Below are 22,484 nucleotides of genomic sequence, written 5' to 3' on the forward strand. Positions count from 1 at the left end.
GGATATATCGATTGTTCGACAAAACATAACAAAAAAAGACGTGCATTCACTGCACGTTTTTTTGTTATCCTCCTATATAATGGATATATACAATCTTAAAGGAGATAAACCAATGATCGGAATACTAGCAGGAATGGGGCCAAAATCAACTGGACCATTCGTCGATACAGTTGTAGCAAGGTGCCAAACAATATACGGAGCAAAGCATGATATGGACTTTCCTCATATGATGATTTATTCGTGTCCAACACCGTTTTACATGGATCGCCCTATTGATCACGGAGCGATGAAAAAAGCGATTATTGACGGAGCACAAAAACTTGAAAGTACTGGCGTAAGCTTTATTGCCATGCCGTGTAATACGGCGCATCTTTATTTTGAAGAATTACAGCGTTCGCTTTCTATCCCGATTTTAAATATAGTCGATGAAACGTTACAAGCAATTCCTGAAAATACAAAAAGAGTCGCTCTTCTCGCAACAGAAGCAACTGTTCAAGCTAGGATTTACCAAGATGGGATTGCAAAGCGTAATATAGAATACATTCATCATGAAAAATGGCAGGAAAGCATTAATCAAATTATTACTTGCATTAAATCTGGAGAGATTGAAGAAGCTCGCGAATTGTGGAATACGCTCGTTTTACAACTGAGAGATGAAATAGATACTGCAATTATCGCATGCACTGATTTGAATGTAGTGGCTAGTGAGGATTTTGTTGATTCCTCTCAATGTCTTGCTGATGCTGTTGTTGAAATGTATTTATCAAATAAGAAGAAACATTTATAAACGTTGAAACCCCTAAAAACTTTTAACTTTCTTCACAATTCTTTCAAAGTAATCACACTTAATCTCGCTATATTAAATAAGTAGTTATTCATATAGGGAAGGTTAGGGGAACTGAAAGTATGAAAGTAAATCGTTCGCTTCATTACATTTTTTGGCGTTGGCATTTTTATGCTGGACTTTTTATTACGCCGCTTCTTATTACTTTGTCACTGAGCGGAATTGGGTATTTATTTCGGGAGGAAGTTGAAGATTTCATCTATAAAGATTTATATTTTGGAAAGAGCGCTCAAACAGAATCTATTTCGATGGCTGATTCTATTTCCTTAACAGAGAAAAAATATCCACATTATAGCGTGGCGAAAATTAGTGAGTTTAATGGGGATTATAATACGAGACTTACGATTGCAAATGAGTATACTGGGCAACAAAAATATGTGTATTTAGATAGTAATAATCAAATTGTTGGGGATCAAAACGCAAGTGAAACGTTTGCCAATATCATGCGGGAATTACATAGTTCTCTTTTAGTTGGTGGCACTGTCGTCAACTATACTGTAGAACTTGCGGCATGCTGGACAATCTTTTTAATTGTAACCGGATTGTACATGAGTATACGCCAATTCAAAAACACACCATCATCCAATAAGCGAGAAAAGGCAAAAAGACGTCATTCTATTATCGGTATTATATTTACAATTCCTCTCTTTCTGCTAATCGCATCTGGATTGCCATGGTCAGGATTTATGGGGAACCAAATTTATAAAATTGCATCTTCTAATGAATCACTCGGATATCCAAAATTGTACATGGCACCGCCTGAATCAAAGGTAAAAGAATTGCCGTGGGCAACAAGAAAAGAAGCTCCTCCTGAATCGAATTCAAATGAACCGAAAGCAATTTCTGTCGATGAATTACAAAAAGGAATTGAAATAAAGAAGCCATATGTTATTTCACTACCAGCTGATCCGAAAGGTGTATTTACTGTTTCGAAATCGAGCGGTTCTGGTATTACAGGGATGCATGTTGCACCAAGTGAAGAGATAACAGCTTACTTTGATCAATATAGCGGGGAACTCATTTCAAAAACGGACTATCGTGATTATGGATTACTTGCACAATGGTTCACTTACGGTATCCCACTTCACGAAGGACATTTATTCGGATGGCCAAATAAAATATTATGCTTACTAACGACATTATCTCTATTACTTCTTATTTATTACGGAGTAAAAATGTGGTTAGCAAGAAAGCCAAAAGGAAAATTAGCAGCACCTCCAAAGCAAAGAGATAAGAAAAGCGTACTCGTTTTCTTTATCATGATGGTTATATTAGGCGCTTTCATGCCTTTATTCGGACTATCTGTTTTAGTTATTTTTGCGATTGAACTTCTCATATATGTATTTTCAAAAATACGATCATAATAAAAAGAAAACCACTCTACATGAGTGGTTTTCTTCATCACTGCGCCATTTTCTTTCGGTACATCTTCCCGTTCCAATAGAAGAATCGTGAAGTGAGGCCTCCGTACTTTACAATGCGCCGTGCCATTTTGTGCATATTCTTTTGTGCTGATACTTTTTGATCTGATAAATAAATACCAAGTAATCCTCGGCTTATAAGACGATGAAACTTCGCATGAGGCAAATCACCAATGCTCTTCTCTGCTTCTTCTACAAAGTGTTTCATACGATCTAATATAGCTTGCTCGTTTTCATAATAACTACAGAAATTCAAATCCCCGCCTATACGGTCTTCTTCTTGATCGATGAAATAATCAAGTAAGATATGAAGTCCTTGTACGTAAGGGAAGTACCCTTGTCTAATTTTCGCAATATCTTCATCATGTAATTCATCATGAAATGCATATGCTACAAGACAGAAAATTCCAAGTGTAGAACCGGCACATGCTGAAAACTCAAACCAACTCATCTCAGGTAAGTTTTCTTTATGTGCTTCAAACCAAGTTTTCAGGCGCGGCTCTCTTTCTTCTAACTTCACGTGTTTATGAATTTGCAAATCACAATAATAACAAGCAAGTTCATGCAGAACAGGAGCAATTTTTTCATAGTGCTTCGTTTTCTTTAAAACATCTTGGCACGTTTCAACAAGTTCATCTAAATAACCACCATCATCTTGATCATCACGATAACGATAATAATTACCGCCACCTTCCACTTCAGGTGATAGTGCCATTAACATTGATTCATGTAGAGCGGCAAAATCATTCGGATCAAGTGATGTACTGCGATCACATAAATTATCTAAATAGTCACTGATTGTTTGATACGCTACGATAAAACGAATACATTCCTCTCGGTGTTCATTTGCTAGCAGCGATAAAATGCCACCACCCTCACAATGAAACGTTTTATGCTCAATACTTGCGATTGCCTGACTATGAAGCTCATCATTCGGAATATGGTAGGCACGCTCTTTCCACATCGCTAGCTCATGGTGTACAACCGGAAACACATCACGGTATACTTTCGCCATGAGCGTTATGGGATTACTCGGTACGTTCACTTCTTCCTTCATCTCCTCTATTAAATGTACAAATAATGATTTATTTGTTTGTTTTTACTATATTATTGACATGCATTTCAGTAAATGACTGAATATAATTCAAAATTTCATCACGCTCATACTCATTTAATAACTCATGATAACAATTCGGCCATTCTTTATATGCCTTATCACTTATTTTAACATTATCAAACCACATGCGGACACGTGTTTTATCTACAAGTTTATCCTCACATGCTTGCATTAGCAAGAGCGGAACATCTGGAAAAGCATCTATTTTCTTATGAGCAATTTCAATAGACTTAATCAATTCACTATACCAACGCACTGATACTTTGCGCAAGAACAATGAATCATTCTCCATTGCATCTCTCACTTCATGATTCCTTGTTGACATTTCCACCGTAAGATTCGTTGCAAATTGCAATTTTGGAGCCACAACATTTAATATTTTTGCAGCAAATTGAAGCGGAGCAGAGGGCCCAGTCACTACCCCTAAACAAGGCGAACTCAAAATAATACCATCTACATCTTCTCTCTTCGTTTCTTGCATCATACGAATGACAATAAGACCACCCATACTATGACCGAATAGAAAAATAGGTAACCTATACTTTCTTGCTTCTTTCACCCATAATTTAACTTCCTCTATGTATTCATCAAACGAATCAATATGTCCTCTATTTCTTGAAGTCGTTCCATGTGACGGAAGGTCCCCCATCACGACGTGGTAGCCGAGATGATTCCACATTTCCGCAACGGCTTCGTAACGTCCGTGATATTCCATTGCGCCGTGCACGATAACAATGACAGCTTTCGCTTCCTCTGCTTCATAATTCCACATATGGACCTCCTCCATTTCACTCTTTCTCATAATTTGATACACTAAAACTAGTCTCTAGGAAAGGAAGACTTTACATGATATATCCTTACAAAGAAAAAAATCCGAAAATTGCGAGTAGTGCTTTTATCGCTGACTATGTTACGATTACAGGCGATGTTTCCGTTGGCGAGGAATCAAGTATTTGGTTTAATACAGTCATCCGTGGTGATGTGTCAGCAACAATCATTGGAGACCGAGTAAATGTACAAGACCAATGTACACTCCACCAAAGCCCTCAGTATCCTCTTATTTTAGAAGATGATGTTACAGTTGGGCATCAAGTTATTTTACATAGCTGTCATATTAAAAAGGATGCTTTAATTGGAATGGGATCCATTATATTAGATGGTGCTGAAATTGGCGAAGGAGCTTTTATCGGTGCCGGAAGCCTCGTTTCACAAGGAAAGAAAATTCCACCAAACACGTTAGCTTTCGGTCGTCCCGCGAAAGTCATTCGTGAATTAACAGAAGAAGACCGTAAAGATATGGAGCGTATTCGTACGCAATACGTTGAAAAAGGTCAATATTATAAATCATTACAGAAGTAAATTTCCGCTGCCATAAGATTGGCAGCTTTTTTTATATAAAATCTAACTTTTTCTTTACAAAACATTATTACTCCCTCAACAAAATCTTATTAAAATAAAAGCTAATATCTCCATATATATGTAAACGAGGGAGGAGAATTTTCATGAAGGTCAGTGGATTATATAAAATAGAATGTTACATTTTTAAAGGAATTAATCGCTACTTTGATCAAAAAACATTAAACATCTTTTTCAGCAATATTACCCATATCGGTGGTGCTACTTTCTCCATTGCACTTACACTTTTCTTTTTAATTTTTGCAAAAGGGACTTTACACCAAGCAGCAATCGCTACTGCTATTTCTTTAGCAATTAGCCATATTCCTGTACAAATATTAAAAAGGTGGTATCCACGAAAACGTCCTTATTTAACAATTCAGGATGCGAAATATCCAGTCCATCCATTAAAAGACCACTCTTTCCCGTCTGGTCATACAACAGCCGTTTTCTCTGTCTTCATTCCATTTATTTGCTATAATCCAAGCTTACTTGCTTTCCTATTACCGTTAGCATTATGCGTCGGTATTTCACGTATTTATTTAGGACTTCACTATCCGTCAGATGTGTTCGTCGGCATGTGCCTTGGCACTTGCTCTGGCATCATCTCTTTTTATCAATTCATCCCACTTTTCACATAAAGGAGTGATATGATGAGAGTCGCCATTTTTACCGATACTTTTACGCCACAAGTTAACGGGGTTGCGAAAACGTTAGAACGATTAACAAGTTACTTTCAGAAAGAACAGATCGCCTATTCTGTTTTCGCCCCTCAGCATACAGCTGAAGATAATTTCGTAGCTAATGTGAACAAGATGAGAAGTATCCCGTTAACAATATTATATCCAGAATGTCGCTTTTCTTTTCCTACTCCGCGTATTAAACGGGAACTTCATTCCTTTAAACCTGACATTATTCACATTGCCACACCTTTCAACATGGGACTTTGTGGACTGTATTACGCCAAAAAGTTAAACATCCCAGTTGTCGGTTCTTATCATACTGATTTCGATGCGTATTTACGTTATTACAAAATTGAATTTCTCTCCAATATGCTTTGGAACTATTTAAAATGGTTTCATAGTCATATGCAAAAAAATTTTGTTCCCTCCTCTGAAACATTACATCAATTAAAAAATAAAGGCTTTCAGGCCCTCTCCATTTGGGGACGTGGTGTAGATTGCACACTCTTTCATCCAGCTTACAATACAGACCTATTCCGAAAAAAATATAATATTACAGCGAAGTACGTTCTTTCCTATGTAGGACGAATTGCTCCTGAAAAAGATATTGATACGTTGCAAAACCTTATCGTTAAAACATCGCATACTCGAAACGACATTCATTGGCTCATCGCAGGAGACGGACCTCTAGCAACAAATTTGCGTGAAGCTGTTCCACAAACAAATGTCACTTTTACTGGCTATTTACAAAGTGCAGATTTAGCTGAAGCATATGCTTGTTCTAACATAATGGTATTTCCATCAGCTACTGAAACATTCGGAAATGTCGTACTTGAATCACTCGCATGTGGCACACCTGTCATTGGTGCAAATAGTGGCGGGGTTAAAAATATTATTACAGATGGAAAAACGGGAATTCTTTGTCCCCCTAAAAATGAGGATGCATTTCTATCATCCATTTATTCTTTATTGCAAAATGAAGAAAAACTTGAGCAGATGGGAATAGCAGCTTCATCTTTTGCAAAATCAAAAAGCTGGGATGAGATCTTTCGCGGCTTACTTAACCAGTATGAAGAAGTCCTTCAGCATACCGCATCAGAGTTACTTGCTTGAACAGAAAAACTCCCTTCAAAAAACGAAGGGAGTTTATTACACACTTGTAAATTTTAGTTGAATGAATGATACATAAGGTGAAATATCATTTATTTCCATATTCATTATAGCAAAAATAAACATAACTAAACAGACTTGTAATAAAAACCCATAAAAATTAATATATGGTTATACAGTGTTTTTGCTGTATAATGATTTTAAGAATTCCCCTTAAAATCAACTTACTCACATACCTTTATACAGCAATTGTTCCCCAATTCTGTATATCAAAAAACCTTTCATTCATTTGAAAGGTCTTTTTGAGCCTGCACATATTCTTCTTTTGTATTTACATTTATAAACCAATCTGTATTCGCTTGTACATCTTCTCCAGCAACATACTTCACATTACATTGTGATAAAAGCTGCCCCATACTTCTTTTCTCTTCCTGAAGTAAAGCATAAATCTTTTCTTTCACGCGGTTATGATACGCTGCAAGTAGCGGCTGTTTTCTTCCATTAATAATAGGTACAACTGCATCATATTCATTGCTCGTTTGCTCCAGTAAAATGGTAAACCATTCATGCGAAACATTTGGCGCATCGCAAGGCATAATAGCATACCAATCTGCTTCTATGTATTCCATTCCTGATACAATACCGGCCAGCGGTCCATTCCCTTTATAGTGCGGGATATCTTCTATAACAGGAACTTGTACGAATTGCTCTACTCGCTCTTTTATATCAGAATGACTAATGACTACAACTTCTTGGAGCGCACTTGTCATCTCTTTCAAAATATGCTCAATAAAAGTACTACCTTGCCAGCTCGCTAACGCTTTCGGCTCACCAAATCTACTCGACATACCGCCCGCTAATACAATTCCAGCCCACCTACTCATTGGCGATGTAGCTCAAATGTAATATGGCCTAATTCCGGTAAAATTAATTTATTCATCGCAAGGCGAACCGCCCCGCTCGATCCTGGCATCGAGAAAACTACTTTGCGCCCAATTGTACCCCCAATCGCTCTACTTAACATTGCGCTGCTCCCGATATCTTCTAAATAACTAATCATGCGGAACAACTCACCAAACCCGACAATCTCTTTATCTAATAGAGCTGACACTGCTTCAATTGTTACATCACGCTTCGTAATACCAGTACCGCCATTTGTTAATACAACATCTACATCTTCCTTATGATAACCAGCTAACACCGCTTGCTGAATACTTTCTTTATCATCTTTTACAATTTCATAAGAGGTTACTGTATGGCCCGCTTCTTTTAACAATTCATGTAATAGTTGTCCGCTCTTATCCGTTTCCTCCGTACGTGTATCGGAAATCGTAACAATCTTGCAACGCACTTCTTTTGGGGCTTGTTTTTTATGTTCAGTTACACTCATTTTTTATCTTTCCTTTCTTAAAGACTTTTCTTCATTTTATCATACATATCTTTACACAATTATGTATGAAGCCAATCATGCGACATGATACAATATAAGTATACTAATCCACAAAAAGGAAAGTGCACTTTCTTATACTCCTAGACTACACATCTTTAGCTACTCCTTATATTTTCTACATAATAGAATTCAATTTTAAAACTTGTACTAAAAAATAAATTGGAGGTCTACATATTATGGAACTATATAAAAAATTAACAACAACATTTATCCTCTTATTCATCGCTTCAATCACTGTCGGCTTTTCCTTAAAAGGCGCAATTCCATACGCTACATTAGTAAGCATTATATTCGCGACACTATTTTTACTAAGCAGTGCCTTTTGCGCAGGTAAAGCACGTCAAATGAACGGTTGATTACATATGTTCCAGAAGAAACCCACCCTTTGTAAATCATGTAAAAAGGAAATACAAACGTATGAAAAGGCTTGGATTCATATGCCATTTCCAGCAAGTGGCATGACTAATATGAAAAAGTATATTGAGCTAGATGGAGAAGTATATTGTAGTTCATGTATTCAAATTGTAAGTAAAACGAAATAAAAAAAGCTTTGCGCTCACCGCGCAAAGCTTTTTTTCATATATTATAGACCAGCTTGCTCTTTTAAAGCTGCAGCTTTGTCTGTACGTTCCCATGAAAGATCTACATCAGTACGTCCGAAGTGGCCGTAAGCTGCTGTTTGTTTGTAAATTGGGCGACGTAAGTCTAGCATTTTAATAATACCAGCTGGGCGAAGATCGAAGTTGTTACGAACTAGTTCTACTAGTACGTCTTCAGATACTTTACCTGTGCCGAATGTATCAACTGAAATTGATACTGGTTGTGCTACACCGATTGCGTATGCAAGTTGTACTTCTGCTTTGTCAGCAAGACCAGCTGCTACGATGTTTTTCGCAACATAACGAGCTGCATATGCTGCAGAACGGTCAACTTTTGTTGCATCTTTACCAGAGAATGCACCGCCACCGTGGCGAGCGTATCCACCGTAAGTATCAACGATGATTTTACGTCCTGTTAAGCCAGCATCACCTTGTGGTCCACCAATTACGAAGCGGCCAGTTGGATTAATGAAGAATTTCGTTTCTCCATCCATTAATTCTGCTGGTACTACAGCTTTAATTACGTGCTCTTTTAAGTCGCGATCGATTTCTTCCCATGTAACATCTGGGTGATGTTGTGTAGAAATTACGATAGTATCAACACGTACTGGTTTACCATTTTCATCATACTCAACTGTAACTTGCGTTTTTCCATCTGGACGTAAGTATGATAATGTATCATCTTTACGTACTTCAGTTAAACGGCGAGCTAATTTGTGAGCAAGCGAGATTGGAAGTGGCATTAATTCTTGTGTTTCATTACATGCAAAACCAAACATTAAACCTTGGTCTCCTGCACCAATTGCCTCAATCTCAGCGTCAGTCATTTGACCTTCGCGTGCTTCTAGCGCTTGGTCAACACCCATAGCGATGTCAGCAGACTGCTCATCGATAGATGTTAAAACAGCACAAGTTTCTGCATCGAATCCGTATTTTGCGCGTGTGTAACCAATGCCTTGAATTGTTTCACGAACGATTTTCGGAATATCTACGTAAGTAGAAGTCGTAATTTCCCCCGCTACCAATACTAAACCAGTTGTTACAGTTGTTTCACAAGCTACACGTGCATTTGCGTCTTTTGATAAGATCGCATCTAAAATTGAATCAGAAATTTGGTCACAAATTTTATCTGGATGTCCTTCAGTTACAGACTCAGATGTGAACAGATGACGTTTTTTTGTCATGTGGTAAACCTCCCTACAGTAATTGTATATATTGTACGGAACTCATCCTTAATTTGCCACAAACTGCGACATACATTTATTCTCCCACACAAGCATACAGAAAAACCTTTCCTACTTTACATAGAGGAAAGGTTTAATTTGCTACTTGCATACTGCTTTTTGCCCTTCGCTCTTATCGTTCGAGACCTGTAGCCTCGCACAGGTTTTAGCACCTATTCACCTGCATTTATCAATACAAGTGAGGTTGCTGGGCTTCATCGGGCCTGTCCCTCCGCCAGCTCGGGATAAGAGAGTATCCGTCCCAACCTATACTAAAGAAATGATATTCATTTGTCAATTAATATTCACATTTTCCTGAAAGTTTTTCTCAATACGCCTAAAATGAAATATTAATAGGGAAATAATACATTCACACAAACAAAAAGAAATAAATAGTATACATTATTTATATAATTGTGTTATACTCTTGTTGGGGATTACGAGAAATATTTCATTAAATGAAAAGGATGGTATATAAATATGAGTACTGTGAATGTCCAAATTGGTTTACACGAATTATTGAACGGAAGCAATGCACAGATTCAACTAAGTGTTCCGCAATTAGTGGAAAAAGTATTAATGCGAAATGAAGGGAAATTAACTTCTACTGGTGCCGTTTCTGCTTCAACAGGAAAATATACAGGACGTTCTCCTAAAGATAAATTTATTGTGAAAGAAGCATCGGTTGCTGACAAAATTGCTTGGGGAGCTGTGAACCAACCGATTTCTGAAGAACATTTTAATAAATTATATACTAAAGTTTTAGAATACTTAAAAGAAAAAGAAGAGTTATTCGTCTTCAAAGGATTTGCAGGCGCTGACCGCAATTACCGCCTACCAATTCAAGTTATTAATGAATATGCATGGCACAATTTATTTGTACATCAATTATTCATTCGTCCAACTGAAGAAGAATTAACAACTCATGAGTCAGGGTTCACAATTGTTTCTGCACCGAATTTCAAAGCTGATCCAGCTGTTGACGGTACAAACTCTGAAGCATTCATTATGGTTTCATTCGAAAAACGTATTGTACTAATTGGTGGTACAGAATACGCTGGAGAAATGAAAAAATCAATCTTCTCTATTATGAACTTCTTACTACCTGAACAAGATATTCTTTCTATGCATTGCTCTGCAAACGTAGGTGAAGAAGGTGACGTAGCACTATTCTTCGGTTTATCTGGAACAGGTAAAACAACCTTATCTGCTGATCCAAACCGTAAATTAATCGGTGATGATGAGCACGGTTGGTCTGATAACGGTGTATTCAATATTGAAGGCGGTTGCTATGCAAAATGTGTAAACCTTTCTCACGAGAAAGAACCACAAATTTTCGATGCAATCAAATTCGGATCTGTTTTAGAAAACGTTATCATTAATAACCAAACGCGTATCGCAGACTACAACGATACTACTTTAACAGAAAATACTCGTGCTGCATACCCTATGCATGCGATCGACAATATCGTACTGCCAAGTGTTGCTGGACACCCAAATACTATTATTTTCTTAACTGCTGATGCATCTGGCGTATTGCCTCCAATCAGTAAGTTATCAAAAGAGCAAGCTATGTATCATTTCTTAAGTGGTTACACTAGTAAACTAGCAGGAACAGAGCGCGGTGTTACATCTCCGCAAGCTACATTCTCAACTTGCTTCGGTTCACCATTCTTACCACTTGATGCATCTCGCTACGCTGAAATGCTTGGTGAAAAAATCGAGAAACACGATGCGAAAGTATTCCTAGTAAACACTGGCTGGACTGGCGGCGAATACGGCGTTGGTAAACGTATGAACTTAGGTTATACTCGTGCAATGATTCAAGCAGCATTAAGCGGTGAACTTGCAAAAACTGAAACAGCTAAACATGACATCTTCGGTCTTGAAGTTCCACTTCACGTACCAGGTGTACCTGACGAAGTGTTAATGCCTGAACAAACTTGGGCTGATAAAGCTGCTTACAAAGCAAAAGCAATCGAGCTTGCAAATGAATTCAAAGAGAACTTCAAAAAGTTCGAAAGCGTTTCTGAAGATATTATTAACTTAGGCGGCCCAATCGCTTAAATTAACACTTTCTGTTGGAATAACCCTTTACTCATATGAATAAGTGTCGTGTAACCGTAAAGTTTCGCGTACTCACCGACAAAACCCAATGCGGCTTAACGGTTACACACACTTACATAAAAAAGAAGCTTACGTTTTTACGTAAGCTTCTTTTTATATCTTATATAAAGTGAAACGTTAATCTCTTCATCTGTGACTTAGTTCAATAAATTACAGAAAATTCATTTTATACTCATTCATTTTTAGTTTTTTATGATACAATTTACATATACAGGAAAGGGTGAAGCCTATGAAAAATTTTTCTCGTGCAGGAAAAATTTTATTCATTTACGGAGCGATCCAAATTTTTTGGGGACTTGTAATGCTTAACGTTAATTTATTTGAGCATACAAGTGAAACGATAAAATATATTATTCTAATTATCGGAATAATTTGTTGTATTATATCCAAATTTTTTAAAGAACATAAAAGTCCTACTAATACGTGATTTCATGTTAACTTATTAGAAGCAGAAACCTGCATTTCAGGCAAAGTTTCGCTTCCTGTTGTACTATCCATCACTGAATCACTTATCCCAGAGTAAACCTATTTCCACAGGGACAAATCACGGTTTCGAACATATAAATTATATCCCTACTCATTACATCTCTCTGGTTTCACATCGCATGAGGCTAAAAGAGGCTCTGACCGCTTCTATCCCTCGCTGGATCCTCTATTCCATCCAAAAGAGGTTTTTTATCTTTTTATCTTTTTTAGCTCTTCGTTAATTCTTTCTCATCTTTCATGCTATAGTATCCTAAATTCACAACGATTAAGAAATAACCACCCATAATCCCTACTGCAAATGCCCACATAACCATGTGGTGCTCAATTTCGTACATAATAATAGCACCCAAAATGGCAGCTGCAAAACGGTTAAACATACCGAGTGTCGGTGCTTTCGTCTTCTTTACAATACTATCTCCAAGCTTCTCAATTCTTCTCCCTAAAAGCCAAACGCAATACATACTTACAATAAGCCCAATTCCAGCGCCTAAAAAGTGGGCTGAAAACGGTGTTAACATCCAACCTAGTAACAAAATACCTAGTATATAATACGATTGGATTTTAAATGATCTTAGTGACATACTAATCATGCTGTACCTCTCTTCATTCGTTCTTATCTATTCAACAAAAAATTTCTTTCAAATTCATATTCCTTACATCCATTTCACTCAAATTAAAAACAAAATAAACCGTATGTTTATGTTGTTTAAATGTTTTTAGGAAATAATATTATACAAGATTTCGAACATCATATTCTCATATTTTGTGACGGTTTTCCAAACTTTTTTCGTCCATTTATGAAAAAAATGATATCAATCTATGAACATACGGATATGATGTAATAAGCACACAAATAAAGGGGGCGTCTAATGATTTATTTTTTAATGGCTCTCATTCACCTCATTATCCCTGCACTTATCGGACTTTCATTGTATTGGTACACGAAAAACCATAGCATTTTTTACGCTGTCCTCGGTGTTCTTCTTCCAGGTATTATTCTTATTACACTCTTCCGTATTCCATTTTTAAACTTAATTCCACTTATTACTGCTATCTTATTTCTCATCTTCTTACCAAAAATAAAAAAATAGGAAAGCAGATCATAGGTGATCTGTTTTCCTATTTTGATATAGGTTCCCCCGCAGTAGAATGAACTTTTACTTTCTCTGATTTCACAAACCATAGACCGAAAAAAATGATAATTCCACCGATGATTTGTTGAAACGATACATATTCATTTGCCCAGATAGCTGCAAATAAAACAGCTACAAGCGGCGTTATATACATATATACCATCGTATGTGACGCCCCAATTTTTTGAACACCAACATACCACATGACTAAGCCGAATACTGTTACAAAGAAAATGGAATATAGTAAGGCGAATAGTGTCATTCCGTGTGTAATGTGAAATGGCATTATAAATACATATGGTCCACTTAACAATAAAAGCGGAATCGCGCCAACTAAGGCTGACCATGCGGTAACACGTAGTGCTGAATATTTTTTAATTAATGGTCCTGCTAAAACAGGATAAAGCCCCCAGCATATTGATGTAATAAGTCCAATTCCATTGCCATAAAAAGAACTAGCAAGTGAATGTCCTGCTACTAAAACTAATGCTGCACCACTAAAGGCAATGATAGAACCTATGAGCTTTCGAGAAGAAAACTTTTCTTGTTTCAGAAAAATCGCAAATACAGTTGTAAAAATAGGTGAAATAGAAATGAGTAAAGAGGCATTTGTAGCGGATGTATATTTGACAGTTTCCATAAATAACGTTTGATACAGTACAATACCTACAACGCTAACGATGATTAATCTAGGTATATCCTTTCGCTCCATATAAACCGACTTTTCAATAAAAAAAGTAAGAAGTAACAGGAGCGGTGCCGCCGCCATCATACGAAGTGCGGTAAACTCAATTGTTGTAAATTCTAAAAGTCCATACTTCGCAATTGTATAGTTAATCCCCCAAATAATAACAACACTTAAAATTAATAACTCAATTCCCCATCTTCTCATGCGTATCCCCTCCGCAAAGAAAATTCAATCATGTGTACATTTCATTATGTGAAAAAACTTTTTATTATATGAAACGTTTTGGTAAATGAAATTATATTGGCGCAACTCCATTTATATCGGCGACTTCCCAAATATATCGACTTATAAAATAAAAAAAGGTGATTCCAAAATACATTTTGGAATCACCTTTCCTTTACTATACTCGAACGTGTAATTTCATATTTGGATTATAAAACTGGCTTGGGCTCTTCAACTGAAAAGTTCCTCCACCTTCATGCCAATCAACCGTTAACTTATCGTCCATAAATACAAGCTTTGTACGATCAGCGATAAAATTCATTGTGCTTGATTCAATATCCACATCGCGCTCATCTTTCTCTGCTACAGCTACTAAATCGATGATTCCGCTCATGACACAACCGCAACCCTCATTATCGTAAAATAACTTTATATATTTCGCTTCACTTGGAATCGTATCCATAATCTTTTTATATGCTGCTTCTGTTACAGTAACGTACATATGTTAATCTTCATCCTCTCTTCTCTTATCATTCATATATTGTATCACCATTTTTCTTAAAATTTATATACAGAAAATTAAGACTAATATACAATGTATGTGATAAAGTTTCAGCAATCGAGCTTTTATGAGTAGTTCATACAGGAGAAAGGAGGTTTGCTATCCGTGTTCAAACTACAACGATATCCTATTTTATTAAGTCTATTTGGTAGTTTCTTCATTTCTAGCGAAATGCTATTACAGCATGTACTTCCCTATTCTCCTTCTATCGGCTGGATTCTAGGCTTTATTTGTTTCCTATCGCTTCTTATTTCGCTACGAAGAATACAAACAACTCATAAAGCAAGAATCATCTTAAGGAGGATTATTAAACATGCCAGCCTTAAAAAAAATAGAGCAATCACTCGATCACTTATTTCAAATTGAAAAATACGGAAAAGATAGTGCCTTTAGTCGATTTATCCCAGCCGTATATGATCCTATCAAATTTCCTTGGCAACAATTTTTCGAAGCAAATTTTGTAGATTTATTTAACGGCCTTATGATGCACGGATCTGAAAATGTAAACAAAGTATTTTTAGCTGTATTCCCTACAGATGACGTTCTTGAAACATTCATTTCACAATCCACACCCGGTGATTTACTCTTTATGCACCATCCCCTTGTAATGGAGTGCGGTGATCCAATTGGAAGATCAGGCCGCGGTTTCATACCAATTCCTGAAAAATATTTGCAAGGAATAAAAGAAAAACAACTTTCTATATATACATGTCACGTACCAATGGATTTTCATCAAACGCATGGAACGAGTATTTCAATTGCAAAAGCATTAAACGCTACTGTAGTGGACGACTTTGCATATGGAGGTCCAGAACAAGAACCAGTTGGCCTTATTTGTGAAATAGATGAAACATCAACAGAAGCACTCCAAAAACATCTAAAACAACTCTTCCAGATCCCTTACACAGACTTCGAAGGTAAACGACATGATTCCATCAAAAAAATCGCAATTATCGCTGGATGTGGCGATGTTGTATCTTTAATGAAGGAAGCAGAAAAAAAAGGTGCCGAAGCATATATTACAGGAGAAATCCATTGCCATATCGACAATGATTACGGGCGACATAAATACTCGCTCATTATGGATTATGTAAAAGAAACAAATATGTCTCTAATTGGGGTGTCACACTCTGCCTCTGAATATTTAGTGAAAGAGACATTGATGTATGATTGGTTTAAAGAGAATTTTGATGTGGATGTTATTTTGCTTCCTCAGGAGAAATGGTGGCTCTAACGCTATCATTTTTAAATTTATATACACAATACAATTGACCACAGAAAAATAGATAAATGAGAAAGTACATGTACCAACGTAAATGCTTTCGTTGTGCCAGAAAACGAACCTACTGTTAGCACCGAATTTACTGGTGCTAACAGTATTACAGCTGGAAACCTATTTTTGAGAGAGTATACAACCCCTCTTTATATTCATGCTGCAAGTGCTGTATATTCTGTTTTTCTCATTACTGATATATAGCAATTCATTCCATAAAAAAAGACCCGAGATTCGGGTCAACAAATAGAAATATAAATGAACTACAACAAATAACAGACAAAGCCATTATATATTTTTCATAGTAAAACATCCATTATTTTCTTTTTACACTATCAATATATTATTTTTCGTTATCGTCCTCTTTTTTAGAACGTCTACCTAAGAAGAACACAAGAACTAATAATATAATTACCAGTAGTACTCCGCCGATAATGTAATATAGCGTGTAGTCTTTTTTCGCTTCTACCGCTGTATCATTTAACTTATCGGCTGTCTTTCCTTCAATTGTAAATTTCTTCGTCCATTCCCACTTTTGATCGCCATCAGTGGCTTTCACTTCTACTCGGTACATTCCTGGATCAAACGCTTTGTTTTCCCAGCTAATAGCGTAATCAAAGTTTGAGTTTGGCGCCATTCTTAAATTTTCTTTTTTCGCTTCAAATAAAACGTCTGTACCTTTTTCTTTATATACCTTTGCATCAACACTTAAATTTTTTAACATTGCTGGCTTTACGTTTTGTAAATTTGCAGTAACAACGTTACGCCCGTTAATTTGTGTTGGCTTTACTTCGTTTAATTTCATGTCTGGTTTTACTTCAGCATCCGTCTCTTTTAAAACAACGCCAATTGCGTATGCATATTTATTTTCAATTTGCACACCTTCATCTTTTTTCTTTGCATTCTCATCTTCTTTTTCTTTAAAGTATAAACCACCTAAAATAACACCATCAAACGACTCACTTGGCATTTCCAAGTTTATATCAACTGTCACTATGCTGTTAGCTGGGACTTTCGTTTCTTTTGGCATTTTAGCAATTTTAGAAAACGGATATTTCAAAGTAGAATCCGTTTTTGGTTCTACTGTACTATAATCTGTAATACCATTGCTATTCGTAATTGCTGTATTAGCAAACGATTCTACCACAACTTCTTTATTCGTATCATTTTTCATTTGGACTTGAATTGTTTGCTTTTGTCCAGGTTGCATTTTCAAATCAAAATACGTTTGATTTTTATCAATTTGATTTTCTGGTATAACTGCTGTCACAGCGAATTTCATTTCAGCCGCATATACTGAAAAAGCGTTTACCATGAAGAATGTAATTAATAGTAAGCTAGTAAATAGTTTTTTTACCATCTCTTATGTAGTCCCCTTCATATCCATTTTATAGACAAGAAAGAGATAAGGTTAAAGCCATTCCCTTATCTCTTCTCATTTTCCTCTTTTATCTTAAAATTCCTCTTACTTACATAGGAGCGTCTGTTAGTTCCCAAGTTAGTGAAGTTGTGTATTGTGTTTGTTCTTTTTTCGTTTTACCTGGTACAGATAACTCTACGCTTTGTTTCGCTTCTGTTGCATCTTTACCAAACGTATTTACCCATGTACCCATACCTTGGTTTTCTTTTGCATCGATTAAATCAGATGCTGCACCACTTGGATTTAATGTGATAGATTGTTCTGCTGTTGGTGCGTCGCTACCTGCGTTTGATTTCAAAGCTGAATTTTTTAATGTTAATGCTGCACCATCCAACGCTTTATCATCTGCAGTTTTGAATTGACCATTTTGTTTTACTGTTAAATGCCATCCAGCATTTGTACCACGATTATCTGTTACTTGAACGTAGTTCGGCACGTCAATTACAGAACCGTCTACTTTTTTCTTTACTTTATCTAATTCTGCAAAGTAGATTTCGTTATTCCCTGATGCTTTTTGTGTTTTAAAGTTGAAGTTAGATACATAATCAATACTTAGTGGACCATCTGTACCTTTTTTATCTGGATCAACTGGATCTACAGTTTCATCTGGATTCTCTGGATTAACAACATCAATTTTATCTGTATTTTTCTCGAATTTAATAAATGCTTTTGAGTCTAATTTCCCGCCATCTTTCTCAGCTGCAAATGCAGACGTCCCTACTGATACTGATGATAATGTTACCGCTCCAATTAATGCTATTTTTGCTAGTTTCATAGTTTTATACCCCTTTATAATCATTTTTTAAAATTCAGTCATTCTTAATTTTCAATCTTGTATAAGCTTAGTTTGGTGTATCTTCTAAAGTCCAAGTTAACTCAGCTGAATATTTCGCACCTTTTTCTTTCGCCGTCGTACCTGGTACGAATAAGCTCACACTCTGTTTACCTTGTTCTGTTCCTTTACCAAATGCAGTCGTCCAATCACCCATACCTTTATTCTTTGCGGCAGTAGTAATTTCCACCGCATCTCCACCTGGAGCTAGCGTTACTTTATTTTTAAATGTTGTAGGTGCATATTGTGCATCAGTTACAGAATTTACAGCTGGGTTACTTAAGCTTAAAGCTGCATTTGTTAACTCACTATTACCACTTTTAAATTGTGCATTTTGCTTTACTTTCAATTTCCATCCTGCATTTGTACCACGGTTATCTGTTACAGATACGAAGTTAGGTACTTCAACTGTTTTGCTCCCTTGTTTCACTTTATCCAATTTTGCAAAGTACGTTTGATCATTACCAGAGATAACTTGCTCGCCGAAGTGTAAGTTAGAAACGTAGTTAATACTTAATGGACCTTTTGTTCCTTTTTCATGGTCATCAGGGTTCTCTGGTGTAACTTTTTCATTTGGATTTTCTGGATTGTTTGGATCTGTTGTGCTTGTATCTTCAATAAACGTTACATCGGTTTTTGATTTCATATTTGCTTTCTCTTCCGCAAATGCTGAAGTTCCTACTGCTGCAACTGATGTTAATGATACTGCACCGATTAATGCTAATTTTGCTAGTTTCATATGTACCTTCCCCTTTTCTCTGTTTTCATCTATTTTTTATTTTGAATACACTTGCTTTCCCCTAATTCTTTTGAATACATATAGAGATAAAACAATCGAAAACAATCCTATATATTGTTTGAAGTCCCGTGTCTGGCCTCCTGTTTTCGGTAAATATTTATCTCCATTTTTATTTTTATCAACTGTCTCTTTTTTTGTATTTATCTTTGTCGGATCAGTTGATGTATTTGGTGTATAGCTATTCGAAAATGTAATACCCGCTTTTGAATTCGTACTTGTAGCCGTTACTACATTTGCCATAAGAAACGGCACACATATAACTGTGGAAACGATAATACCAACTATTTTTTTCATTACTCTCTCCTTTCTAAAATTTATATATTTCATATATTTTTAGAGAGGAGCATCGGTTAATGTCCATTCTAGCTGTCCAGCATATTTTGTATTTGCTTTGACATTCGGCCCTGGTTTTACTTGTAAATGAATTCCCTCGTTTTCCTTCCAATTTAATGAAACCTCCTCGTCGTTTTTAGAAGTATACGAGAATGCTTCTATACTAGAATTACTTAAAGGTGTATCCTTTCCATTTCGTTTGTAAATCAATGCTCCCGTCAATGTGTCATTTTGCGCTGAAGTTAATGGTGTAATTTCCTTTACATATACACTCCATTTTTGCTTTTTAACACGATTATCGGTTACCTTTAAAGAATTTGAAATCGCCTTCGGTGTGTATGTCGTTGTTTTCGATGGAATTGTTACATCCCCAAAGGTAATTTCTTTTGGTACGTCTACTAACTTTAAAGTCCCATCAACGACAGTAACCGGTACTTGAATCTCCGCTTGTACACCTTGCTTCGTTTCAATTACAACCGTTACAGTATGATTCCCTATTGTTTTTGTATCCGGAATATTGATTAACTTCATTACTGATATTGGTTTATCTACATCCAAATTCGTATCTACAGATAAATCTGTCACAAATTTAGAAATATCCATTTTTGTTAAATCTGTTCCTTGCACTACTTTTTGTGGGACTGGTTTCCCAGTCGGAATACCTTTATACCTTATTTTTGCGATTCCATCTCGATTACTATCTTGCCCATTCTTATCGTCATCTAAATAGTTTTTAGCTGACACCGGTATTTCAAGATAACCATCTTTATAATATTTCATTACATCAGCACCTTTTACAGGAGAACCTGTAATTGTCATCTCGTAAATTTTCCCGTTGAATTCTTCTGTTTTTAGCGCATTTGCTTTCGCAACCGCAGTGACCTTATTGTTTTTCCTGCTAATATCAAAGAAGCTACTTACATCATCTCCACTTTCCACATCTTGAATGGAAACATCATTCACAGTAAAATCCTTATTCACTTCACTTTCTAATACAAAAGATTTCGCATAGTGAATATCTTTCGATTGAGCAGGCATATTTTGATATACCTTATAAGAAAGTTGACGGGAATTATCTTCCACGATATCTCCTATTACACTTGGAGCTGGAATTTCAATTTGTGCAATCGCTAATTGGTCGTATGATACATTAACACCTGAAGCATTTAATCTAACTTCTAGCGGTAATTCTGTTAAATTATCAAATGTAATTGTCATATCTGCTTCTGGAGTAGCTACTGGGCCTGCTGTTCCAGAAAACTCTATTTTATTATTCCCTTTGTCTTGATACCTAATTGAACTCGTATCATACACGTATAAATTCGTTAAATGACTACCATCATTACGTAACGTTACATTTTTATAACTATTTATCCTTTTGAAATTCCACATTGCCGTTAATGGTACTTTTTTACTTGTTCCGTGTTCATAAAATTCAAAGGAAGCATTATAAGTTTGTCCTGACCTTCCGTTCCCATATAATTGTAAAAAGTTTTTTGCATCACCTTTAGTTATTGGTGTTTTAACATCTACAGATGAAGCTGTCATAGAGTGAATATTAATACGGACATCAATCCATTTCCCTTGATATTCACCAGCTTTTTTTACTAATACGTACTGTTCTCTATTTGAATTTCTAAATGTATATTGACTTTGACCAGTTCTGTCATTGCTACTACCCTTTACCTCATATGTTACTTGTGGGCTCCAAACAAATCTAAAAGCATATTTACCCGGGATAGAAGGCCCTTCACCTGTTCTATTATTTATTACCTTTACATTTGGATATCTAAGAATACTTGTAACAGGACTAGCAGCTAGTAGAGATTGGCTCTTTAATACCTTCTCAGCTTGAATAGCAGGTAATTCCTGATTATTTTCGTTTACCTTATTGCTCTCTTTTAATTCATTTTCCTTTGATACGAGTTCTTCATTAACCTTTTCTTTCTCTAAAGTATTCGTTTCTTTTGGAACTTCAGCATTAGTAGGCTTTATTTCTTGTTTTTTATTTTCTTCCGATACTTTTACTTTTTCATTTTTTTCTTTTTTCACAACTTCCTCTGAAGCCTTTGGATTTTCATCAGAAATAGCTACATTTAAAGCCTCTTTTTTCTCTACAACATGTAGAGAAGGAGATTCAATTTTCTTTTCATTCCCTTCAAACTTCACTATCGGTTCAAATTTGTACTCTCCAGCTTTTTTCATTTGAATGACTACATATACGTCACCGATAAAATTACTTTGTTCATTCTTTTCAATTTTTACAATGTGATCTTCTGTTACTGAAATGTTTTGAATCGCTTTATTATTTTCATTCATTTTTTTCGTTTCTTCTTCATTAAAGAGCTGCTCATTAGATAATTTCAGCTCGATATTAGCATCTTGTTTATTTGTATTTGTAATCTTTAATACTACATTTTCATCAACTTTTATTTCTTGTTTATCCATATGAACGATAAAACGTCCTTGCTCGTCATTTGTAACCGCATAAACTTTCGTTGCAGAGTAGTCTAGCACACCAACTTGTGTAAATAATATTCCTCCAGCGAGAAGTATACGCCCAAATTTCCCTATTTGATTTTGCAATGTACTTCCCTCCCTCGCTTTTTATGCACCGAATATTCCGAACATTAAATGTATTAATCGACTAAATTTACAATCATAATGTGTATTCTGAAAAAATAAAAAGCCTGGTTGCCTTTTCGATTTTCATATATCACAACATGTGTGAAAATCCAAACTGCAACCAGACTATCATAGTAATTTT

At 35.9% G+C, this 22,484-nt stretch carries 24 protein-coding genes and 1 riboswitch; of the genes, 11 read left to right on the top strand and 13 right to left on the bottom strand.

Annotation, left to right across the window (positions count from 1 at the left end):
- Positions 1–112: 112 nt before the first annotated feature.
- Together MR160_RS25985 and MR160_RS25990 are read left to right on the top strand one after the other, a co-directional pair.
- On the top strand, positions 113–787 hold the full coding sequence (locus MR160_RS25985) for an aspartate/glutamate racemase family protein (RefSeq protein ID WP_000579346.1): 675 nt from the start codon (positions 113–115) through the stop codon (positions 785–787).
- Positions 788–906: 119 nt separating this feature from the next.
- Positions 907–2,208 (top strand): PepSY-associated TM helix domain-containing protein, encoded by a 1,302-nt coding sequence (locus tag MR160_RS25990; RefSeq protein WP_000867809.1) that lies wholly within the window; start codon positions 907–909, stop codon positions 2,206–2,208.
- A 37-nt stretch (positions 2,209–2,245) separates the two neighbouring features.
- On the opposite strand, the gene MR160_RS25995 is transcribed toward MR160_RS25990, so the two are convergent.
- Both MR160_RS25995 and MR160_RS26000 read right to left on the bottom strand, forming a co-directional pair.
- A complete protein-coding gene (locus MR160_RS25995; RefSeq protein ID WP_001102476.1) occupies positions 2,246–3,310 on the bottom strand; it encodes a tetraprenyl-beta-curcumene synthase family protein in 1,065 nt (354 codons plus the stop codon).
- Between the two features lie 40 nt (positions 3,311–3,350).
- Entirely contained in the window at positions 3,351–4,154 is an 804-nt protein-coding gene (locus MR160_RS26000) for an alpha/beta hydrolase (RefSeq protein WP_000267427.1), read from the bottom strand.
- 74 nt (positions 4,155–4,228) lie between these two features.
- Here MR160_RS26000 and MR160_RS26005 point away from each other — a divergent pair, with 74 nt between their 5' ends.
- The 3 genes from MR160_RS26005 (at position 4,229) to MR160_RS26015 (ending at position 6,573) form a co-directional block, all read left to right on the top strand.
- The gene (locus MR160_RS26005; RefSeq protein WP_000640205.1) at positions 4,229–4,741 is read left to right on the top strand and encodes a gamma carbonic anhydrase; all 513 of its coding nucleotides are present in this window, start codon (positions 4,229–4,231) and stop codon (positions 4,739–4,741) included.
- 143 nt (positions 4,742–4,884) lie between these two features.
- Positions 4,885–5,418 (top strand): phosphatase PAP2 family protein, encoded by a 534-nt coding sequence (locus MR160_RS26010; RefSeq protein WP_000868582.1) that lies wholly within the window; start codon positions 4,885–4,887, stop codon positions 5,416–5,418.
- Positions 5,419–5,430: 12 nt separating this feature from the next.
- Positions 5,431–6,573 (top strand): glycosyltransferase family 4 protein, encoded by a 1,143-nt coding sequence (locus MR160_RS26015; RefSeq protein ID WP_001261652.1) that lies wholly within the window; start codon positions 5,431–5,433, stop codon positions 6,571–6,573.
- A gap of 278 nt (positions 6,574–6,851) precedes the next feature.
- Here the strand turns inward: MR160_RS26015 and MR160_RS26020 are convergent, their stop codons facing one another.
- The gene (locus MR160_RS26020) at positions 6,852–7,454 is read right to left on the bottom strand and encodes a molybdenum cofactor guanylyltransferase (protein WP_000092360.1); all 603 of its coding nucleotides are present in this window, start codon (positions 7,452–7,454) and stop codon (positions 6,852–6,854) included.
- Positions 7,451–7,960: a MogA/MoaB family molybdenum cofactor biosynthesis protein gene (locus MR160_RS26025; RefSeq protein WP_000117130.1), complete on the bottom strand. Its 510-nt coding sequence runs from the start codon at positions 7,958–7,960 to the stop codon at positions 7,451–7,453. The genes MR160_RS26020 and MR160_RS26025 overlap by 4 nt, the downstream gene beginning before the upstream one ends.
- A 236-nt stretch (positions 7,961–8,196) precedes the next feature.
- Here MR160_RS26025 and MR160_RS26030 point away from each other — a divergent pair, with 236 nt between their 5' ends.
- Positions 8,197–8,376 (top strand): hypothetical protein, encoded by a 180-nt coding sequence (locus tag MR160_RS26030; protein ID WP_000424798.1) that lies wholly within the window; start codon positions 8,197–8,199, stop codon positions 8,374–8,376.
- 6 nt (positions 8,377–8,382) lie between these two features.
- A complete protein-coding gene (locus MR160_RS26035; RefSeq protein WP_014895354.1) occupies positions 8,383–8,562 on the top strand; it encodes a hypothetical protein in 180 nt (59 codons plus the stop codon).
- Positions 8,563–8,603: 41 nt separating this feature from the next.
- Here MR160_RS26035 and metK read toward each other — a convergent pair whose 3' ends face one another.
- Positions 8,604–9,803, bottom strand: a complete 1,200-nt coding sequence (gene metK, locus MR160_RS26040; RefSeq protein WP_000163117.1) for a methionine adenosyltransferase — start codon at positions 9,801–9,803, stop codon at positions 8,604–8,606.
- A gap of 169 nt (positions 9,804–9,972) precedes the next feature.
- A riboswitch (SAM riboswitch) is annotated at positions 9,973–10,094 on the bottom strand.
- Between the two features lie 228 nt (positions 10,095–10,322).
- Between metK and pckA the strand changes: the two genes are divergently transcribed.
- Positions 10,323–11,909, top strand: a complete 1,587-nt coding sequence (gene pckA / locus MR160_RS26045; protein ID WP_000108813.1) for a phosphoenolpyruvate carboxykinase (ATP) — start codon at positions 10,323–10,325, stop codon at positions 11,907–11,909.
- A 289-nt stretch (positions 11,910–12,198) separates the two neighbouring features.
- Positions 12,199–12,396 (top strand): hypothetical protein, encoded by a 198-nt coding sequence (locus MR160_RS26050; protein ID WP_000788101.1) that lies wholly within the window; start codon positions 12,199–12,201, stop codon positions 12,394–12,396.
- A 265-nt stretch (positions 12,397–12,661) separates the two neighbouring features.
- Here the strand turns inward: MR160_RS26050 and MR160_RS26055 are convergent, their stop codons facing one another.
- Complete coding sequence (locus MR160_RS26055; RefSeq protein WP_000624926.1) at positions 12,662–13,045, bottom strand: ATP synthase subunit I; 384 nt, start codon at positions 13,043–13,045, stop codon at positions 12,662–12,664.
- A gap of 279 nt (positions 13,046–13,324) precedes the next feature.
- On the opposite strand from MR160_RS26055, the gene MR160_RS26060 reads away from it, so the two are divergent.
- The gene (locus tag MR160_RS26060; RefSeq protein ID WP_000639042.1) at positions 13,325–13,546 is read left to right on the top strand and encodes a hypothetical protein; all 222 of its coding nucleotides are present in this window, start codon (positions 13,325–13,327) and stop codon (positions 13,544–13,546) included.
- Positions 13,547–13,574: 28 nt separating this feature from the next.
- On the opposite strand, the gene MR160_RS26065 is transcribed toward MR160_RS26060, so the two are convergent.
- Both MR160_RS26065 and MR160_RS26070 read right to left on the bottom strand, forming a co-directional pair.
- Positions 13,575–14,480: a DMT family transporter gene (locus MR160_RS26065; protein ID WP_001255421.1), complete on the bottom strand. Its 906-nt coding sequence runs from the start codon at positions 14,478–14,480 to the stop codon at positions 13,575–13,577.
- A gap of 196 nt (positions 14,481–14,676) precedes the next feature.
- Positions 14,677–15,000 (bottom strand): iron-sulfur cluster biosynthesis family protein, encoded by a 324-nt coding sequence (locus MR160_RS26070; protein ID WP_000289570.1) that lies wholly within the window; start codon positions 14,998–15,000, stop codon positions 14,677–14,679.
- Between the two features lie 373 nt (positions 15,001–15,373).
- Between MR160_RS26070 and MR160_RS26075 the strand changes: the two genes are divergently transcribed.
- On the top strand, positions 15,374–16,294 hold the full coding sequence (locus MR160_RS26075) for a Nif3-like dinuclear metal center hexameric protein (RefSeq protein WP_001111119.1): 921 nt from the start codon (positions 15,374–15,376) through the stop codon (positions 16,292–16,294).
- Positions 16,295–16,676: 382 nt separating this feature from the next.
- Here the strand turns inward: MR160_RS26075 and MR160_RS26080 are convergent, their stop codons facing one another.
- The 5 genes from MR160_RS26080 to MR160_RS26100 form a co-directional block, all read right to left on the bottom strand.
- Positions 16,677–17,693 carry a WxLIP family cell surface protein gene (locus MR160_RS26080; RefSeq protein ID WP_000239426.1) on the bottom strand — a complete coding sequence of 339 codons (1,017 nt, stop codon included), beginning with the start codon at positions 17,691–17,693 and terminating at the stop codon, positions 16,677–16,679.
- Positions 17,694–17,802: 109 nt separating this feature from the next.
- A complete protein-coding gene (locus MR160_RS26085; protein WP_000761506.1) occupies positions 17,803–18,528 on the bottom strand; it encodes a WxL domain-containing protein in 726 nt (241 codons plus the stop codon).
- Positions 18,529–18,595: 67 nt separating this feature from the next.
- Entirely contained in the window at positions 18,596–19,324 is a 729-nt protein-coding gene (locus MR160_RS26090) for a WxL domain-containing protein (protein WP_000761529.1), read from the bottom strand.
- A gap of 36 nt (positions 19,325–19,360) precedes the next feature.
- Positions 19,361–19,678 carry an EF2685/EF0750 family sortase-dependent surface protein gene (locus tag MR160_RS26095; protein WP_000724871.1) on the bottom strand — a complete coding sequence of 106 codons (318 nt, stop codon included), beginning with the start codon at positions 19,676–19,678 and terminating at the stop codon, positions 19,361–19,363.
- 39 nt (positions 19,679–19,717) lie between these two features.
- On the bottom strand, positions 19,718–22,303 hold the full coding sequence (locus MR160_RS26100; protein WP_001180906.1) for a WxL domain-containing protein: 2,586 nt from the start codon (positions 22,301–22,303) through the stop codon (positions 19,718–19,720).
- Between the last annotated feature and the right edge of the window lie 181 nt (positions 22,304–22,484).

Origin of the sequence: Bacillus cereus group sp. BfR-BA-01382 (assembly GCF_022663475.1) — a bacterium.
Taxonomy (GTDB): Bacteria; Bacillota; Bacilli; order Bacillales; family Bacillaceae_G; genus Bacillus_A; species Bacillus_A thuringiensis_S.